The sequence below is a fragment of the Nitrosopumilus sp. b1 genome, from assembly GCF_014078545.1.
Lineage (GTDB): Archaea > Thermoproteota > Nitrososphaeria > Nitrososphaerales > Nitrosopumilaceae > PXYB01.
Window position 1 is genome coordinate 188,426 of sequence record NZ_MU078723.1, and the last position, 14,075, is coordinate 202,500.

Here is a 14,075-nt window from a genome sequence, read left to right on the forward strand (position 1 = left end):
CTATGAATTTAAAGAAATTTTATTTTTATTAAAATCCGCTATTTTAAAACCAATTGAAAAGGTAGTAGGGTTATTTTTTACAGATATAGAACCGCCTTGATTATTGAGAACCTGTTTACATCTTGAGAGTCCAAGACCAGTCCCGTTTTCTTTTGTAGTGTATAAGGCCTCAAAGATATTCTCCAGATCAGATTCAGGTATGCCAGGGCCAGAGTCCTGAATATCAACGAAGCATTGTTTATCAACTTCTGTAACAAAAATTTTAATTTCACCTTCTTCTCCAATAGCTTGGATAGCATTTAGGATAATATTTGAAAAGATTGAGATGGTTTTTGTTTCATCACATTGTACCGTGCATGTATTCTTTGACAATTCAATCGTTATAGTTGGTTGAATTACCAAATCTGCAATTGCCTTTTTAATTAATTCAAGTACATCATGCTTTGAAATTTCTGGAGGGTTATCCTTTAGAAATCCCAATACATCATTTACTTGGCCAACAATGCTTTGAACAGCTTTTTCCATACTCTCAAGAGATTTTAGCATGATCAAATCTTCATTTTTTGAATATCGAAGTCGCATCAAGTCAACATGTGCCTTGAGAACAGTTAGTGGATTTCTAATGTCATGTGCCATCTTAGCTGAGATCTCCCCCAAGTGTGAAAACCTCTCAACTATTTCATAGTCTTGGGATTGCTCTTCAATTATACTCTGTAATTCTTTTTGTGATTCGTGTAAGCTTCGTCTTGCTTCTTCTACTCTTTTTGTTTGGATATTGATTTTAGAATGTATGTCTCTGCATTCAGACTTTTCTTTTTCAATATTTCTTTTAATAGAATTGATTTTTTTCCTATGCTTTATTGGATTTGTAAAGGTGTTAAGAGAATAATCTTTTGTTTTGGTAAAATCCTGTTTATCTGGAATCTCAGGTTTTGTATCTGAATCATCAGATGAAGGGTCTTTGGAATCTAATTTTGCATTTTCCTCATCTAGTCCGTCAAACTCAGTTGAATACACATTATTTGGCTCTCTGCTAAATTTGAGAGTTCGTTCAGTTGCCGAGAATGGATCATCATCCATTTTTTGCTCTCTTGCAATGAATTTTGCCATGTATGATTGTATGAATTTCTTGATTTCAATTGTTGAGTGATCAGTTTTTGCAAACAGTTTTTGTTGATTCATTAATTAGATATGTGTAAAATGCGCCAGGTAAGTGTCATTCTCAAAAAATTTGTCTACAAAATATTTCAAAAATTGTCTCAAAGTAATTTATAAAAAATTACTAGTTTGTCATAAACAATTTTTATAAATAAAATTTGAAAGATATTTCTTAAAGTTTGTAAGAGATTAGGTATAGTACTCTACGCCAGATAACTTAAGCCAATAGGGCAACGATGCTGATTAAAAAAATAATGTTGATTACAGGTATTTTGCCCACATATGCCAAGTGAGAAGGGTTTTGGATTCTAAAGATCACGTACAAAACTGGATTAACGCATGGAATAAGCATGATTTACAGACCATACTCAAAATGTATTCAGAGAATATTGATTTTGAAAGTCCTAAGATAAGAGACATAATTCCAGAATTATCTGTTCAAAAAATTACAGACAAGAAAACTCTGGAAAAATATTGGAAAAAAGGTTTGGAAAAATACCCAAATTTGCATTTTACATATTTGACACATTTTCAACCAGATGACAAAACCTGTATCTTACAATATTTGGCAAACCTAGATGGAACCTCAACAGTTTCTGTTATGGAACAATTTACCTTTGAAAATGATATAATTATAAAATCACAGGTTTTTTACGGAGTTAAATTAAACTTCGACTATCGATTTGAATCACATGGTGTTTTTGTTTTCAGATCAAATGGCACAAGTCAAGATTTTAGTCTAGGAAGAGTTTGTGAGGACTCTCCTTTGTAATGTGAAATTTGTATAGCTCATTATCCTTTAGAATGTAAAACGGGTCATGCATTAAAAACAGCTCCATGCATTCATTCACTGATGAAGAGGTTACATCCTCTATTTTGTATGGACAAAAAAATATCCCAGGATGGGGATCTTTGTCGTAATCTCTTTCTATTTTTATAGCGTTAGCAATTGATGATGACGCAAGATCTGATAATGCAAAGTCCATTACAAAAAGGGGTTTTTGCTTCGATGCCTCGAGAATTTTTTTTTCAATTTTGGAAAAATATTTTACGTTTTCAGGTTTGTAGGGTAAAACAGAACCATCAAACCAACCTAATTTAGACAAGTCTTTTTTGGAAATATGCTTTGGAGAAGCACAAAACGCTCTAAACCATCCCTGTTCCTGCGCAATCTTGTCAATTGATTTTAGCAGATTGACTACGGCCTTCTCGTCATCATATATTAGCATAATATGCTTTTTTGGAATTTGTGATTTTTGTAAAAGCCATTTGTCGATCGCGTCTTTCACAATAGAATTAATAGATACGCCCATAGAATCTGCAATTTTTGTTAGTGAGGCGTGTTCCTTTTCATCAATCTCTCGGATATGAAGATCTTTTCCCACATGATTATTCAAAAATTCTGATATAATAATTTATGGTACCACGGTACCATTTTACTAATGCTTATATTATGGTACCATGGTACCATTTACATGAATACCAGACTGGAAAGAAAAATAGCAGAATGGAAATTGGCATTTTATTCAATTAAATATTCTCAAAGTAAAGATGCAAAAATTCTTGCAGAATTAATCGATCTTGCGAAAAATGTATTGCCAATAGCACAAACAACACCAAATCCAATAGTTCTGATTACTTCACTTGAAAAACCGGTGAGAAAATGAGTGAGGAAAATTTTGAGAATAGAATGCTAGAGGTCATGAATGATGCCTCTTTGGCATTAATGCTGTCTGTGGGGCATAGAACAAAGTTGCTTGACAAAATATCTGAGCTTCCTCCATCTACAAGTACAGAAATAGCATCAGCGTCTGGGCTAAATGAGAGATATGTACGCGAGTGGCTTGGTTCAATGGTCACAGCAAGAATAATCGATTATAATGTGGCAACAACAAAATACTCCCTTTCAAAGCAAAAAGCCAAGTTTTTGACAAGGAATGGTACGTACAATTTTGCATCATCAATGCAGTTTATTCCAGTTCTGGCATACGTTGAGGATCAAATTGTCGAATGTTTTGAAAACGGAGGCGGAGTCCCATACGAATCGTTTAACAGGTTTCACGATGTGATGGCAGAAGAAAGTCAGCAAACAGTTCTCTCTGCACTTGTAGATAAGATAATTCCAATCATACCAGGATTGCGTGAGAAACTCAGTTCAGGAATTATCGTTTTGGATGTTGGATGTGGAAGTGGAAAGGCAATCAATCTGTTGGCAAAGACATTTTCAAAATCACAATGTCATGGTTTTGATATTTCCGATGAGACAATACGTATTGCAAAACGCGAATCAAAAAGACTTGGATTGACAAACACAGTATTTGAAAAACAAGACGTATCAAAAATTTCAAAAGAGCAACACTATGATCTTATAACGGCATTTGATGCAATACATGATCAGGCGGATCCGGAAAAAGTGTTGGAAAATATTAGAAAATCTCTAAAACCGGAAGGAGTGTTTTTGATGCAGGATATTAAAGCATCTTCAAAGCTTGAAAACAATATGCATCATTCGTTAGCACCATATCTTTTTGCAGTATCATGTCTTCATTGCATGACAGTGTCATTAGCACAGAACGGAAAAGGTCTCGGGGCTATGTGGGGAAAAGAACTTGCTAGTCAGATGCTAAAAGAGGCAGGGTTTTCTATAGTCGAGATTAAAGAGCTTCCACATGATCCAATCAATTACTATTACATAGCAAGGCCATAGTTTTAGAATCAGCTCTTTTACTATTGGTGATGAAAATGAAGCTCATTGAATAATTGGAAGATTTTTTCCATAGACCTGTCGAAAAGTTCTTGGTTTGTTATCGCAGAATACATCATCACAACAAAATTTCATAGAAAATTTTGCCATCTCCTCTAATATTGTGCGCAGTGCTTTTCCTTTTTTGGTTAGTTCGTATTCAATGCGAATTGGTGTTTCATTATAGATTTTTTTCTCAATAAGATTGCTTTTTTCCATTTCTCGTAGCCTAGATGATAGTGTGTTTGGATTAATTCCTTCAATTGAATTCAAAAATTCATTGAACCTATGCTGATTTAGCACAATCATGTTTCGTAAAATATGAATGGTGAATTTTTTTCCAATTATTCTAAACGTGTTATCAATGGGATCTCCCCTACATTCTTCTGGTAGAAAATCTATCATTCTTGGCAACTTAACAAAACCTAACCTACTATAGTTTTCAACACTTACCAAGTTATTAACTTAACTTTCTATAGCAACTATGAAAAGATAATTGGAGGTGATAAGATGACAGAAAAATGCAGTTGTACATGTAGTTGTAACTGTTCTTGTAACAGCGAAGATTGTGATTGTAAATGTGAATAATCACATTTCTTTTTTTATTTCAGACTAAGATTTCCCTTAGTTTTTTGTAGATTCAAAGTTTGTATCAATTTAGATTCTAAAACACAGTTACTTGGAAATATTAGATATTATTCAACCTGAAGGGGTTTAACCATAAAGTTTAGCGCCAGGTAAGGGATTCGAACCCCTGCACGCTTGCGCGTAGCCGTTTTCGAGACGGCCGCCTTACCACTTGGCTAACCTGACAAAATTTGATTGAAATTTCTCCTTAATATGATAACTGTAATTTAGAAAAGACAAAAAACAGGTACCAATACAGAATAACAAATGGGATTAGATCTAAAGCAATTAGTAGTTAGAGAAAAGACAAAGCTGGAGTCATTTCAGACCAAAGTAGTAGCAATTGATGCATACAATGCAATTTACCAGTTTCTTGCAATAATTCGCGGTCCAGATGGAATGCAGTTATCAGATTCCCAAGGAAGAGTTACAAGTCACATATCAGGTCTGTTCTATAGAAACATCAATTTTCTTTCACTTGGAATAAAGCCAGTCTATGTCTTTGATGGTAAACCTCCGTCATTAAAATCAGCAGAGATTGAAAGAAGGCGTCAGATCAAAAAAGATGCCACTGTAAAATATGAAAGGGCAATTGCAGATGGAAACTTGGAAGATGCAAGAAAGTTTGCACAACAGACAACTGCAATGAGGGATGGAATGGTAGAAGACTCTAAAAAAATTCTCTCATTATTTGGGGTACCATACATTGATGCGCCATCAGAGGGGGAAGCAACTGCAGCCCATATGACGCAAACTGGAGTAGCATATGCATCAGCTAGTCAAGACTTTGATTCAATTCTGTTTGGAGCAAAACGACTGATTAGAAACTTTACAAACAGCGGAAGAAGAAAGATTCCAAATAGAAATTCATACATGGAGATAGAGCCGGAAATCATTGAAACTCAAAAGACACTAGAAGCATTAGGACTAACAAAGGAACAGATTGTAGATGTAGGAATACTGATTGGAACGGACTTTAATCCGGATGGTTTTGAAAGAATTGGTCCAAAGACTGCACTAAAGATGATAAAGGATCATTCAAGGTTGGAAGACATTCCAAAGATTCAGGAGGAATTAGAAAGTGTCCCCTATGAACAGATTAGGAAAATCTTTTTGGAGCCAAAGGTATCTGAGATATCAAAGGTGGATTTTGGAGAGATAGATTACGAGGGAATTGTAAAGTATCTTTCAGAAGAACGAGACTTTTCAGTAGACAGAGTAAACTCTTCACTAAATAGACTCAAAAAAGCAATAGAGAAGAAGAGTCAGACGCTAGAGCAGTGGTTTAGCTAGTAGAAAACTCAAGCAACACAGACAAGTTAGACAAATGATTATTTGTACAATTTAGAAATGTGTCAAGAAAAATTTTGATTTTAAGAGCCGTTATTTGGAGTGGGTTCTATAACAATTTCATCAATGTTGAATTTTTCAGCAACTGATAATTTTATCTTCTCTACAATTTCATAGACATTATCCAAAGTCATTTTTTGATCTAAAATCACATGTATTTGAGCATATGAACCATGACCCAGTGGTCGAATTTGGACATCTTGTACATCAACATTGAAACTTGTTGTAATGTGTTCTTTGATTTCATCATGCAAGTCAGGGTCTTTGACAGCATCAAGGAGCACTAGAGATGATTCTCTGATGGCAGTATATGCCATGAAAAAGATGTATCCGGCTATGATGATTCCTCCAATTGCATCCATGTATTGAATTCCAAAGTATCCAAGCAAAACACTTCCAAAGCCGATAAATGAAGCACTGCCATCTTTTATTGAGTTTTTTGCATCAAGGGTTAATGAGACAAGATTGAATTTTTTTGCCACTCTTCTAACTTGAAATGCGCGATATAGGGAAATGCTTCCTGCAGCCAAAAGAGTAACCATTGTAATTTCGGGATTGATGGTTTCAGATGGATGAATGATTCTCTCATATGCATGGTACACAATGAAAGCACCTAAAATCAGAATAGCTATTGCAGCAATGAGTGCAGCAAGACTCTCGATTTTTGCATATCCAAAATGAAAACTATCAGAACGAGGTCTGTGAATCATTCTAATTCCAAACCAGACGATAAAGGAGACTATTCCATCTGCAATAGAATCAAGTCCATCTGCAAAAAGTGTCAAACTGCCAGTAAATGTAGAGATAAGAATTTCTGCAACGCCTATGCCTGCCAGAACCCATATTGAGCCCCAGGCAATTTTTCGTGCCTCTTCAAATGCTTTGGATTTATCCAAATGTATGGACTTGAAATTATTCATAAATGATTAACGTTATTGGAATCTATCAAAATTCGTCTATTATACTTAATTGATTCAGATTTTAGAATATTGGATAGTTGTACCTAAACCTGATTTATCTGGAGATTTAACGCCCAGTATCTTTAGTTAGGAAAACATCAAAAAACCATTCCAGAATTTCTGAATAATAGGTTAAGTTAATTTTTCTTGTTTCTCATTTTTTTGTTTTCTTGCTCGGATAATTGATGCAGCAAAGGTAACGCCCAAAAGTGAAAATACCACAATCAATGAATGTATGACCTCAATATGAATAAATTCAGAAAGGAGCATTTTTACTCCAATAAATCCAAGTATGATTGTCAAGCCATACTTTAGATAATACAGTTTTTCTATGCCAGAGCCAACAACAAAGTACAGACTTCGAAGACCGAGTATAGCAAAGACATTAGAGGAAATTATGATAAAAGAGTCCCGTGTAATTGAAAGAACTGCAGGAATCGAATCCAGTGCAAATACAAGGTCGGTCATCTCTACTGACAATAAAGCAACTAACAGAGGAGTGACGACAAACTTTCCATTAACTCTCTTGAAGAATCTGTGATCATTTGATGTGGAATCAACGGATGTAAATTTATTTAAAATTCTTACTACAATGCTTTTTTCAATCTCTAACTTTTCCTTTTCTTTTTTAGTAATCATTCTAATGCTAGTAAAAATTAGAACTGCTCCAAGCACATACACCATCCAATGAAAAGATTCTAGTAAAGATACACCGGCAAGAATAAAACCAATTCTCATCACAATTGCCCCAATTATACCCCACATCAAAACACGATGTTGATGAATGTGGGAAATTCCCAGGGATGTAAATATCAAAACAAAGACAAGCATATTATCAACACTGAGTGATTTTTCCAGGGCATAGCCTGTTGCATACTCTATTGCTTTTTGAGAACCCATTACAAAATAAATCAAAACTGCAAATATGCCGCCAAGTCCAATCCAGATGATTGTCCATATGGAGTCAGTTAAAAATGGCTGTGATGTTTTACCGTCTTGCTGTTTTTTTCTTTTAAAGAATCTGTGAAAGTGGTCTGAAAAAAGATCTATCGAAAGAGTTACGCTGACTATGGCAATGAAGATAATCCATAAACTCGTTGGAGCGGTACTTGCTTCCATGTATGTCTAATCGATGTCCAAGATTGATACCATGTATTTAGACATATTGAGAAGAATGGTAGCAGTATCACTCGTTTAAACAGTCTATCTAGTTTTATCCCAAAAGACAGGCACGGCTGAAAACAAGGTAAACAATGGTTTGAATTAAAAAATCATTTTTTTATTTTTTTATACTTTTAGACATTTTGGAAAATTTTTCATTTAACATTTCGGTGGTATTTTGTAATTCAGTTATTTTGTCCTCGTTTGCCTTTTCTCTTAGATTTTTTATTACTTTGAATGCAAATTCGTTTCTATCAAATGGCTTTAGAAGAAAATCACATGCGCCGTATTTTATCGCATCCTGTGTATCATTTTTTGAACCAGACAGACTCATCATCATTACTTTAACGGATGGATCCATTTTTTTCATTAGTCTTAATGTGGTGATTCCATCCATCTCAGGCATTTGTAAATCAAGTAGAACTAGATCAGGTTGAATTTTCTGGAATTTGGCTAATGCTTCCTTACCATTTTTTGCATCAAAAACATAGGGAGTAATATCGTTCATATCTATTAATTTGTGAAGTAGTTGCCGCATTGAAAGACTATCATCTACTATCAAAATTCTAAAAAATCCCTCCTTAAACTTCATTTAAGTAAATTTTTGAATTTTTGGCAGATAAAAAAATAGGTGTTTAAAATACACAAATAATATTTTCATATTTTGCCTGAAGTTTCTACGAAATGACAAAAACTCAGATTATCACTCGTGATTTTTTAATCAATCTTAATATTTGAATTTAAATTGGTTAATGTATGATATCACACATTTTGGTTCCCTATGATTTTACAAATTTTGCAGATTTGGCATTTGAGAAAGCAATAGAGATTGCAAAAAAATTTGATTCAAAATTAACGCTGCTTACTGTTCTTGGAAGCGATACGGACACATCTGGAATGTCATTTTCCAGAGCACAAGAAGCCCATGATGAGGCAGAATCAAAGGCAAAAGAGGATCTAAACAAGATGAAGGATTCAAAGAAAATTGAAGACATCGATATTTCAGTAAAGATCATACATCATTCATCATCAATAGAAGGAATACTCTCCTTTGCTGAATCAAACAATGTAGATTTGATTGTAATGGGCTCACATGGAAGATCAGGCTTTAAAAAACTGGTTCTAGGAAGCATAGCATCTGGAATCATAACAAAAGCGAATTGCCTAGTAATGATAGTAAAACAACCAAAAAAAGAATAATTGATTTTGGATAGTTGTAGTTTTTTGAAAAATTAATGATTAATGAAAGAGTATTTTTCACCACATTTTCCGCATCTGTCATGTGAACCTTTTGCTGGTTTTGTTACACCGCAAAGACCACAGTATCTCATTATTCCCATTTCAATAAGATTTCGTGAACAGTTTTGTTTTTCTTCTGAATTATGATCTACTCTTGGTTTTGTACAAAACTCACATATCTCATCTGTTTCCATTTCCATCCACTTGATTCAGTTGTGGCATATAAAAGATAAAAAAGTAGATGTACAAAGTTTTACTTTAATCTGTAATACACCTTCATGAATTCAGCTGCCTTGTCATTTGCAATAATCTTTTTTATATTTTTTATTTTTTCGTTTTTTATTTCCTTGTCAGTTTGACTAACAGCATCCTCTTTGCAGATATCATTACCACAAACCTTATGGTAAGTTTTCTTGCCAAAATCATGAGTGGTTACTCCTTTGCTTTTTTTCATTACAAGAAAACCATCCGGCGTAATTAGATAGGCCCAAGCATTAAGCGTGGGAAAAACCAAAGACAGTGCCAGAATCATTGCTGTTGAGGTCAAGATAATTTTTTTCATTTAGGGTATCACTTTGTCTTGTTACTTGTTTTTTCGTATATTTCGATAGTCAGTCATGAAATTATCAAAATTCTCAATCTCTTCTATTGGGATTCCTTCTAGCTTGCCCCATGATTTTCGTACAGAATGTTCTGCCTTTATTTTATTTTCATACATGAACAAGTTATTGTAGATAAATTATTAGTGGATAACTCAGAAATTGTGGCATGCCTAATTTTAGTAGGTTTTTTTCAACTTTGCAAGTAATTGATAAAGCATGCATTGAAAGTTACCTTAATTATCAATCAAGATAATCAGTCAAATCATGGTAAAGCTTTTCAAAAAATCAGGTAGAAAACCAGGAAGTGCACCAGGAACAATTACGCACATCGGAAAAAAAACAAATGTTTCAAAAATTCAGATAGTAGATTTTGACAAAAGGGAATTACTTGAAAAAGAAGTTAAAAATATTGAAGATTGCTTCCCGTTTTTTGATAATCCAACCATCACATGGGTAAATATTGTCGGATTACATGATGTCAAGTCTATTGAAAAAATAGGAATGCGTCTTGGGGTACACCCACTTGTCTTAGAAGATATTGCAAATACTGATCAGCACCCAAAGGTGGAAGATTATGATGAGTTTATTTTTGTAGCACTAAAGATGTTTAGATTTGAAAATATCAATAACGAGCTTGAAATGGAACACCTTAGCATAGTTTGTGGTAAAAATTACATTCTTTCATTTATGGAATCAATAGACGATGTCTTTGAACCAGTATGTGTCAGGATAAGGGAAGGAAGAAAAACAATGAGGGAAAGCAAGTCAGACTATTTGATGTATGCTCTTCTTGATGCAATTGTTGACAATTATTTCATTGTGCTTGAAAATATTGGAGAAAAAATAGAAGACTTGGAAAAAAAGATAGTTCAAAGTCCCAAACCATCTCTCCTCAATAGACTGCATAAGCTTCAAGATGAGATGCTAGTAATCCAAAAGTCTGTTTTACCACTACGGAAATTTATTCCAACACTTGAGCATCTTAAAACTCCACTTATTTCAACATCCAGTGCAATATTCTTTAGAGATCTTAGTGACCACATTGTACAGATTACAGATACCATAGATGCTACAAACAACAAGCTATCAACAATGAACAATCTTTACCTGTCAGTTCTGAATCATAAAACAAATGAGGCAATGAAGATACTAGCATTAATTGCAACAATATTCATTCCGGTGACATTTTTGGCTGGAGTTTATGGAATGAATTTTGAGTTTATGCCAGAGCTTTCATCGCCTTTAGGATATCCAATTGTTCTAGGAGTAATGATTGGAATCGGGATTTCCATGGTTGTTTATTTTAAAAAGAAAAAACTACTTTGATGATTTTTCTTCCAGGTATCTAGCAATCTCTTTTTCTAATATCCCTTTTTTGCTTCTAATCTCTTGATGCACTAGAAAAAGAAACTCCTGACCCCAATTTTGTCCGTATTTTTTACGATATCCTTCAGAGTATTCACTTTCTTTGCTTCCAAGAATCCATCCGGTGATAAATGATGACTCGTTTTCTGGATTCCATGAAGTTCTCAACATAGGATAATAAACTTCCAAGAATCCTTTAAGATCACTATCAATTCTTTTTAGATCATACTTTATGTATTCTAAAAACTCCTGATCATTCATGCCTTTTGGTAGAATTGTCTAGTATTTTTCTCGAATCTTTTTTTCTAAAACATCGATAAGTTCGTTGACAAGAAAGTCGCCATCTCTAGCATGGCTGATACCAGCAATCTTTTCCATACGCTTCATCGTTTCGTTTGAAATTTGTAGTTGTACCACAATGAGGATAGTTTTTATTGTAATATAAGTTGGAGGGGTTTTGCACCATCTCAATAAAAAAGAGGGATTACTCCTTATAATGAACAAGTAGAGTGTTGTCCATCACAGGCAATACGGCAATGACATTATCTCCCTTTTCAGCCAGAAAATCATTTACGACATCCTGCAGATATACTCCTTGAGATAACTCCTTTGATTCAAAGTAGCGAATTTTGTGAATCATGCAATTAAAGACCTGACTTCATGTATTAATGATTCTAGAAGTGATTTTGAGAAAAATCATACCCACTAATTTTCTTGGACTTAAGTAGTATGAGGGCGTAATAGAATAGTGAATTTTAGGAAATGTGTTCATTGTGGAAGAGAATATCAAAGTATGTTTGATTCCCCCGTATGTTCATCAAAGTGTTCATCTGAGATTTCAGGGTAATATGCAAAATAAGGATTTTGAGAATTAGTTGGTAACTTGCGATAAATGCTATCACGAACACCATGATCAATGCATGGGCAAGGCAGGAATGTTTGATTGTGATTGCAGTTGTGTAAAAGGGCACTGACTATTTTAAAAAAATATTGTTGCTAGCCAAATAAACCGCTAGCAACAAAATATGCTCCTGCACCCATCCCCATAACTGCACCTAATGCCATGCAGATGAGGTCAAACTTTACTACCTTTTTGAATGGGGCATGTACCATTTTGTTCCATGTGTTTTGTGTGTTCATACAAACACTACACAAAGGAGTTAGATAGATTTTGGTAAGCTGGATAGCTGACCACAGTATATGATCTAGAATCACATAGATAATAAAATGCGAGAACAGCTTTTTCCCAGACCAGACAGGAATGACGAATTGGCATTCACAATGTTCTCGCATGACTTTCTTAGGAGGGGTAATGATGTATCAGATTAAACAAAAACTAAAACAAACACTACCACGTCACAGAAAGGCATACTATGGAATTTACGGAATTTCAGTACTTGCAGTGATAATATTATCAATAATCCTATAGATTATTGATGTTCAAGAAATTTCATCACGGTGTAGATTGGAAATCTTTTGTGTGATCAGCAATTCGCTGCTCGCTAGGCTTGTGCTTACCAGTAACGATATAATTTATTGCATCACTCATAAACACAGCATGATCACCTATTCGCTCTAGGTATCGCAATAGAAGAGCTTCAGCTAAAGCACATTTTGTATTTTCTGATTCAATTAATTTTGGTAGTCTCTCTTTGTAGATTTTATCTATGAAAGCTTCGTCTTCCTGAATCTTTACTGCTTTTCTTACATCAAGTTCTGCAAATGACAAGACGGCTTCTTTTATCATGTGTTTTACCTTTTTTGTAATCTCAAATAGTGATGCGTTTGTGCATTCAGAGATATCACCAAACAAATCCCGAACTTGTGTAATATCATATGCGTATCTTCCAAATCTTGAAAACGCATAAGAGATCTCAGTAGAGGAACGAATCAACCTAAAATCATCAGCTACGGGCTGATATTTGAGTAACATATCAAAGATCAAGTCTTCAACTTCAAAGTATTTGTTGCGAATTGAATCTGACAAGGCTCTAACCTTATCTGTAGTATTTTTTCCCTCAAGATACGAATCTACTGCAAGAGATATGCATTCAATTGCCATATCTCCCATCTCAGACATTATCAGAGATAATTTTTCAAGCGAAGGATCAATCAGACGCGGCATTAACCAAACTGCCCCTGAACATATTTTGCTGTTAATTCATTTTTTGGATCAGTGAAAAGCTTCTTTGTTTCTCTAAATTCTATCAAATCACCAAGATACATGAAACCAGTATAATCAGAAACGCGGACAGCTTGTTGCATGTTATGGGTAACGATAATTATCGTAAATTCCTTCTTTAATTCAGTAATAGTTTCTTCAATTTTCTGAGTTGCGATTGGGTCAAGGGCAGATGCAGGCTCATCCATCAAAAGTACTTCGGGCTGTATGGCTAGTGCTCTAGCAATGCATAATCTTTGTTGCTGTCCTCCGGAGAGCTCTATCGCGGGCTTTTTGAGATTATCTTTGACCTCATCCCAAAGATATGCCATTTTTAGAGAATCCTCTACAATTTCTTCTAGAATTTTTTTGTCTTTTACGCCATTTAATCGAAGGCCTGCTGTGACATTATCATAAATCGACATTGTAGGAAATGGATTAGGTTTTTGAAAAACCATGCCAACTTTTCGCCTATGATAAATTGGGTCAATACTCTTTGAATATAGATCTATTCCATCAATCATTACTTTGCCTGCAACTTTGGCATTTTTTGTCATGTCATGCATTCTGTTTAAGCATCTCAGAAATGTAGTCTTTCCACATCCAGAGGGTCCAATCAACGCAGTTACAGACTTTTCTTTAAACTTCATTGTAATGTTTTTTACTGCAGCGATTCCACCATAACTGATCGTAACATTTTCAGCAATCAT

The 14,075-nt window shown here is 34.4% G+C and carries 21 protein-coding genes and 1 tRNA gene; 6 read left to right on the top strand and 16 right to left on the bottom strand.

What is annotated here, in order from left to right; all coding sequences use genetic code 11:
- Nucleotides 1-1,110 (bottom strand): sensor histidine kinase, encoded by a 1,110-nt coding sequence (locus C6988_RS06920; RefSeq protein WP_182134325.1) that lies wholly within the window; start codon nucleotides 1,108-1,110, stop codon nucleotides 1-3.
- 349 nt (nucleotides 1,111-1,459) lie between these two features.
- Here C6988_RS06920 and C6988_RS06925 point away from each other — a divergent pair, with 349 nt between their 5' ends.
- The gene (locus C6988_RS06925) at nucleotides 1,460-1,930 is read left to right on the top strand and encodes a nuclear transport factor 2 family protein (protein WP_182134326.1); all 471 of its coding nucleotides are present in this window, start codon (nucleotides 1,460-1,462) and stop codon (nucleotides 1,928-1,930) included.
- Here the strand turns inward: C6988_RS06925 and C6988_RS06930 are convergent.
- Complete coding sequence (locus tag C6988_RS06930) at nucleotides 1,893-2,543, bottom strand: hypothetical protein (protein ID WP_182134327.1); 651 nt, start codon at nucleotides 2,541-2,543, stop codon at nucleotides 1,893-1,895. The genes C6988_RS06925 and C6988_RS06930 overlap by 38 nt on opposite strands.
- 90 nt (nucleotides 2,544-2,633) lie before the next feature.
- Between C6988_RS06930 and C6988_RS06935 the strand changes: the two genes are divergently transcribed.
- Nucleotides 2,634-2,825, top strand: coding sequence for a hypothetical protein (locus C6988_RS06935; RefSeq protein ID WP_182134328.1), 192 nt, complete (start codon nucleotides 2,634-2,636; stop codon nucleotides 2,823-2,825).
- A complete protein-coding gene (locus tag C6988_RS06940; RefSeq protein ID WP_182134329.1) occupies nucleotides 2,822-3,865 on the top strand; it encodes a class I SAM-dependent methyltransferase in 1,044 nt (347 codons plus the stop codon). The genes C6988_RS06935 and C6988_RS06940 overlap by 4 nt, the downstream gene beginning before the upstream one ends.
- Nucleotides 3,866-3,907: 42 nt before the next feature.
- On the opposite strand, the gene C6988_RS06945 is transcribed toward C6988_RS06940, so the two are convergent.
- Together C6988_RS06945 and C6988_RS06950 are read right to left on the bottom strand one after the other, a co-directional pair.
- The gene (locus C6988_RS06945) at nucleotides 3,908-4,306 is read right to left on the bottom strand and encodes a winged helix-turn-helix transcriptional regulator (protein WP_182134330.1); all 399 of its coding nucleotides are present in this window, start codon (nucleotides 4,304-4,306) and stop codon (nucleotides 3,908-3,910) included.
- Between the two features lie 326 nt (nucleotides 4,307-4,632).
- Nucleotides 4,633-4,714: transfer RNA gene (locus tag C6988_RS06950), tRNA-Ser, on the bottom strand.
- An 81-nt stretch (nucleotides 4,715-4,795) separates the two neighbouring features.
- Between C6988_RS06950 and fen the strand changes: the two genes are divergently transcribed.
- Nucleotides 4,796-5,821, top strand: a complete 1,026-nt coding sequence (fen, locus tag C6988_RS06955; protein ID WP_182134331.1) for a flap endonuclease-1 — start codon at nucleotides 4,796-4,798, stop codon at nucleotides 5,819-5,821.
- 80 nt (nucleotides 5,822-5,901) lie between these two features.
- Here fen and C6988_RS06960 read toward each other — a convergent pair whose 3' ends face one another.
- The 3 genes from C6988_RS06960 to C6988_RS06970 all read right to left on the bottom strand — a co-directional run bounded on the left by C6988_RS06960 (nucleotide 5,902) and on the right by C6988_RS06970 (nucleotide 8,590).
- Nucleotides 5,902-6,774, bottom strand: coding sequence for a cation diffusion facilitator family transporter (locus C6988_RS06960; RefSeq protein WP_182134332.1), 873 nt, complete (start codon nucleotides 6,772-6,774; stop codon nucleotides 5,902-5,904).
- Between the two features lie 195 nt (nucleotides 6,775-6,969).
- Complete coding sequence (locus C6988_RS06965; protein ID WP_182134333.1) at nucleotides 6,970-7,956, bottom strand: TerC/Alx family metal homeostasis membrane protein; 987 nt, start codon at nucleotides 7,954-7,956, stop codon at nucleotides 6,970-6,972.
- Nucleotides 7,957-8,116: 160 nt separating this feature from the next.
- Nucleotides 8,117-8,590 (bottom strand): response regulator, encoded by a 474-nt coding sequence (locus tag C6988_RS06970; protein WP_182134334.1) that lies wholly within the window; start codon nucleotides 8,588-8,590, stop codon nucleotides 8,117-8,119.
- A gap of 164 nt (nucleotides 8,591-8,754) precedes the next feature.
- Here C6988_RS06970 and C6988_RS06975 point away from each other — a divergent pair, with 164 nt between their 5' ends.
- Nucleotides 8,755-9,198 carry a universal stress protein gene (locus tag C6988_RS06975; protein WP_182134335.1) on the top strand — a complete coding sequence of 148 codons (444 nt, stop codon included), beginning with the start codon at nucleotides 8,755-8,757 and terminating at the stop codon, nucleotides 9,196-9,198.
- A 32-nt stretch (nucleotides 9,199-9,230) separates the two neighbouring features.
- On the opposite strand, the gene C6988_RS06980 is transcribed toward C6988_RS06975, so the two are convergent.
- From C6988_RS06980 to C6988_RS11195, 3 genes are read right to left on the bottom strand one after another with little or no spacing between them, the layout of a single operon-like run.
- Nucleotides 9,231-9,431, bottom strand: coding sequence for a hypothetical protein (locus C6988_RS06980; protein ID WP_182134336.1), 201 nt, complete (start codon nucleotides 9,429-9,431; stop codon nucleotides 9,231-9,233).
- A gap of 59 nt (nucleotides 9,432-9,490) precedes the next feature.
- Nucleotides 9,491-9,799 (bottom strand): hypothetical protein, encoded by a 309-nt coding sequence (locus C6988_RS06985; protein WP_182134337.1) that lies wholly within the window; start codon nucleotides 9,797-9,799, stop codon nucleotides 9,491-9,493.
- A gap of 21 nt (nucleotides 9,800-9,820) precedes the next feature.
- The gene (locus tag C6988_RS11195; RefSeq protein ID WP_255464355.1) at nucleotides 9,821-9,955 is read right to left on the bottom strand and encodes a hypothetical protein; all 135 of its coding nucleotides are present in this window, start codon (nucleotides 9,953-9,955) and stop codon (nucleotides 9,821-9,823) included.
- 148 nt (nucleotides 9,956-10,103) lie between these two features.
- On the opposite strand from C6988_RS11195, the gene corA reads away from it, so the two are divergent.
- The gene (gene corA / locus C6988_RS06990) at nucleotides 10,104-11,165 is read left to right on the top strand and encodes a magnesium/cobalt transporter CorA (protein WP_182134338.1); all 1,062 of its coding nucleotides are present in this window, start codon (nucleotides 10,104-10,106) and stop codon (nucleotides 11,163-11,165) included.
- Here corA and C6988_RS06995 read toward each other — a convergent pair.
- The 6 genes from C6988_RS06995 to pstB form a co-directional block, all read right to left on the bottom strand.
- The gene (locus C6988_RS06995) at nucleotides 11,157-11,465 is read right to left on the bottom strand and encodes a hypothetical protein (RefSeq protein WP_182134339.1); all 309 of its coding nucleotides are present in this window, start codon (nucleotides 11,463-11,465) and stop codon (nucleotides 11,157-11,159) included. The genes corA and C6988_RS06995 overlap by 9 nt on opposite strands.
- Nucleotides 11,466-11,483: 18 nt before the next feature.
- On the bottom strand, nucleotides 11,484-11,621 hold the full coding sequence (locus C6988_RS07000) for a hypothetical protein (protein WP_182134340.1): 138 nt from the start codon (nucleotides 11,619-11,621) through the stop codon (nucleotides 11,484-11,486).
- 67 nt (nucleotides 11,622-11,688) lie between these two features.
- Nucleotides 11,689-11,844: a hypothetical protein gene (locus tag C6988_RS07005; protein WP_182134341.1), complete on the bottom strand. Its 156-nt coding sequence runs from the start codon at nucleotides 11,842-11,844 to the stop codon at nucleotides 11,689-11,691.
- 356 nt (nucleotides 11,845-12,200) lie between these two features.
- Nucleotides 12,201-12,344, bottom strand: a complete 144-nt coding sequence (locus C6988_RS07010; protein ID WP_182134342.1) for a hypothetical protein — start codon at nucleotides 12,342-12,344, stop codon at nucleotides 12,201-12,203.
- A 313-nt stretch (nucleotides 12,345-12,657) separates the two neighbouring features.
- Nucleotides 12,658-13,329, bottom strand: a complete 672-nt coding sequence (locus C6988_RS07015; protein WP_182134343.1) for a phosphate signaling complex PhoU family protein — start codon at nucleotides 13,327-13,329, stop codon at nucleotides 12,658-12,660.
- The gene (gene pstB / locus C6988_RS07020; RefSeq protein ID WP_182134640.1) at nucleotides 13,329-14,075 is read right to left on the bottom strand and encodes a phosphate ABC transporter ATP-binding protein PstB; all 747 of its coding nucleotides are present in this window, start codon (nucleotides 14,073-14,075) and stop codon (nucleotides 13,329-13,331) included. The genes C6988_RS07015 and pstB overlap by 1 nt, the downstream gene beginning before the upstream one ends.

Coding starts and splice junctions, on each gene's coding strand:
- C6988_RS06920 (WP_182134325.1), bottom strand. CDS start 1,110: ATGGCAAAATTCATTGCAAGAGAGCAAAAAATGGATGATGATCCATTC.
- C6988_RS06935 (WP_182134328.1), top strand. CDS start 2,634: ATGAATACCAGACTGGAAAGAAAAATAGCAGAATGGAAATTGGCATTT.
- C6988_RS06940 (WP_182134329.1), top strand. CDS start 2,822: ATGAGTGAGGAAAATTTTGAGAATAGAATGCTAGAGGTCATGAATGAT.
- C6988_RS06945 (WP_182134330.1), bottom strand. CDS start 4,306: ATGATAGATTTTCTACCAGAAGAATGTAGGGGAGATCCCATTGATAAC.
- fen (WP_182134331.1), top strand. CDS start 4,796: ATGGGATTAGATCTAAAGCAATTAGTAGTTAGAGAAAAGACAAAGCTG.
- C6988_RS06965 (WP_182134333.1), bottom strand. CDS start 7,956: ATGGAAGCAAGTACCGCTCCAACGAGTTTATGGATTATCTTCATTGCC.
- C6988_RS06970 (WP_182134334.1), bottom strand. CDS start 8,590: ATGAAGTTTAAGGAGGGATTTTTTAGAATTTTGATAGTAGATGATAGT.
- C6988_RS06975 (WP_182134335.1), top strand. CDS start 8,755: ATGATATCACACATTTTGGTTCCCTATGATTTTACAAATTTTGCAGAT.
- C6988_RS06980 (WP_182134336.1), bottom strand. CDS start 9,431: ATGGAAACAGATGAGATATGTGAGTTTTGTACAAAACCAAGAGTAGAT.
- C6988_RS06985 (WP_182134337.1), bottom strand. CDS start 9,799: ATGAAAAAAATTATCTTGACCTCAACAGCAATGATTCTGGCACTGTCT.
- C6988_RS11195 (WP_255464355.1), bottom strand. CDS start 9,955: ATGTATGAAAATAAAATAAAGGCAGAACATTCTGTACGAAAATCATGG.
- corA (WP_182134338.1), top strand. CDS start 10,104: ATGGTAAAGCTTTTCAAAAAATCAGGTAGAAAACCAGGAAGTGCACCA.
- C6988_RS06995 (WP_182134339.1), bottom strand. CDS start 11,465: ATGAATGATCAGGAGTTTTTAGAATACATAAAGTATGATCTAAAAAGA.
- C6988_RS07005 (WP_182134341.1), bottom strand. CDS start 11,844: ATGATTCACAAAATTCGCTACTTTGAATCAAAGGAGTTATCTCAAGGA.
- C6988_RS07010 (WP_182134342.1), bottom strand. CDS start 12,344: ATGAACACACAAAACACATGGAACAAAATGGTACATGCCCCATTCAAA.
- C6988_RS07015 (WP_182134343.1), bottom strand. CDS start 13,329: ATGCCGCGTCTGATTGATCCTTCGCTTGAAAAATTATCTCTGATAATG.
- pstB (WP_182134640.1), bottom strand. CDS start 14,075: ATGATTGCTGAAAATGTTACGATCAGTTATGGTGGAATCGCTGCAGTA.